Annotated in this window: 1 protein-coding gene; it reads left to right on the plus strand. The window is 66.5% G+C overall.

Annotation, left to right across the window (positions count from 1 at the left end; all coding sequences use genetic code 11):
- Positions 1–107: 107 nt before the first annotated feature.
- On the plus strand, positions 108–2,018 hold a 1,911-nt coding region (gene nuoG, locus EOA29_RS34390; protein WP_127222256.1), incomplete at its 3' end, for an NADH-quinone oxidoreductase subunit NuoG.

Below are 2,018 nucleotides of genomic sequence, written 5' to 3' on the forward strand. Positions count from 1 at the left end.
GCCCAGGCGGCGGCGCTGGCCGCGAAGAAGTGAAATGAAATGCCGGGCGCGGCATCAGTCGCGCCCGGAAAGAGAGATTGCGGGAAATCCGCGAGGGTTCGAGGCGAATGGCAAAGCTCAAGGTCGACGGGAAAGAGATTACGGTACCCGACCACTACACGCTGCTGCAGGCGGCCGAGGACGCCGGCGCGGAAGTGCCGCGCTTCTGCTTCCACGAGCGGCTGTCGATCGCCGGCAACTGCCGTATGTGCCTGATCGAGGTGAAGGGCGGTCCGCCCAAGCCGCAAGCCTCCTGCGCCATGGGTGTGCGCGACCTGCGCCCCGGCCCGAATGGCGAGCCGCCGGAGATCTTCACCAACACGCCGATGGTCAAGAAGGCCCGCGAAGGCGTGATGGAGTTCCTGCTGATCAACCATCCGCTGGATTGCCCGATCTGCGACCAGGGCGGCGAGTGCGACCTGCAGGACCAGGCGATGGCCTTCGGCGTCGATTCGTCGCGCTATCACGAGAACAAGCGCGCGGTCGAAGACAAATATATCGGCCCGCTGGTCAAGACGGTGATGAACCGCTGCATCCATTGCACGCGCTGCGTCCGCTTCACCACCGAGGTCGCCGGCATTTCCGAGCTTGGCCTGATCGGCCGCGGCGAGGATGCCGAGATCACCACCTATCTCGAGCAGGCGATGACGTCCGAGCTGCAGGGCAACGTCATCGATCTCTGCCCGGTCGGCGCGCTGACCTCCAAGCCGTTCGCCTTCCAGGCGCGGCCATGGGAGCTCACCAAGACGGAATCGATCGATGTCATGGACGCCGTCGGCTCGGCGATCCGCGTCGACTCCCGGGGCCGTGAAGTGATGCGCATCCTGCCGCGCGTCAACGAAGCGGTGAACGAGGAGTGGATCTCCGACAAGACCCGCTTCATCTGGGATGGCCTGCGCACGCAGCGCCTCGATCGCCCCTATGTGCGTAAGAACGGCAAGCTCGTCCCGGCAAGCTGGGCAGAAGCGTTTGTAGCCATCAAGGACGAGGTTTCGAAGACGGCGCCCGAGCGGATCGGGGCGATTGCCGGCGACCTCGCTGCGGTCGAGGAAATCTACGCGCTCAAGCTTCTGATGGCAGCGCTCGGCTCGAAGAACATCGACTGCCGCCAGGATGGCGCAGCGCTCGATCCGTCGCTCGGCCGCGCCAGCTACATCTTCAACCCGACCATCGAGGGCATCGAGCAGGCCGACGCGGTGCTGATCATCGGCGCCAATCCCCGCTTCGAGGCCTCGGTGCTCAACGCGCGCATCCGCAAGCGCTGGCGCGTCGGCAATCTGCCGATCGGCGTCATCGGAGAGATCGGTGACACGCGCTACGACTACGAACTGCTCGGCGCCGGCCCCGAATCGCTGAAGGACCTGGCCGACGGCAACGGCAAGTTCTTCGAGGTGCTGAAGAAGGCGACGCATCCGCTGATCATCGTCGGCCAGGGCGCGCTGGCGCGCGCCGATGGCGCGGCGGTGCTCGGCCAGGCGGCCAAGCTCGCCACGGCCGTTGAGGCCGTGACGGCCGACTGGAACGGCTTCGCGGTGCTCCACAACGCCGCGGCCAGAGTCGGCGGCCTCGATGTCGGCTTCGTGCCGGGCGAGGGCGGCAAGAACGTCGCCGGCATGCTCGGCGAGACGGATCTTCTGTTCCTGCTTGGCGCCGACGAGATCGATATGGCCAAGACCGGCGGCGCCTTCGTCGTCTATATCGGCACGCATGGCGATGCCGGCGCGCACCGCGCCAACGTCATCCTGCCGGGCGCGGCCTATACCGAAAAGTCGGGCACCTATGTCAACACGGAAGGCCGCGTGCAGCAGACCAACCGTGCCGGCTTCGCGCCGGGCGAGGCGCGCGAGGACTGGGCGATCCTGAGGGCGCTTTCGGACGTGCTCGGCAAGAAGCTGCCGTTCGATTCGCTGGCGCAGCTGCGCGCCAAGCTCTATGGCGAGCACCCGCATCTCGCCCGTATCGATCAGGTTCTGCCCGGT

This window comes from Mesorhizobium sp. M1E.F.Ca.ET.063.01.1.1 (assembly GCF_003998155.1).
In the GTDB taxonomy this organism is placed as follows: Bacteria; Pseudomonadota; Alphaproteobacteria; order Rhizobiales; family Rhizobiaceae; genus Mesorhizobium.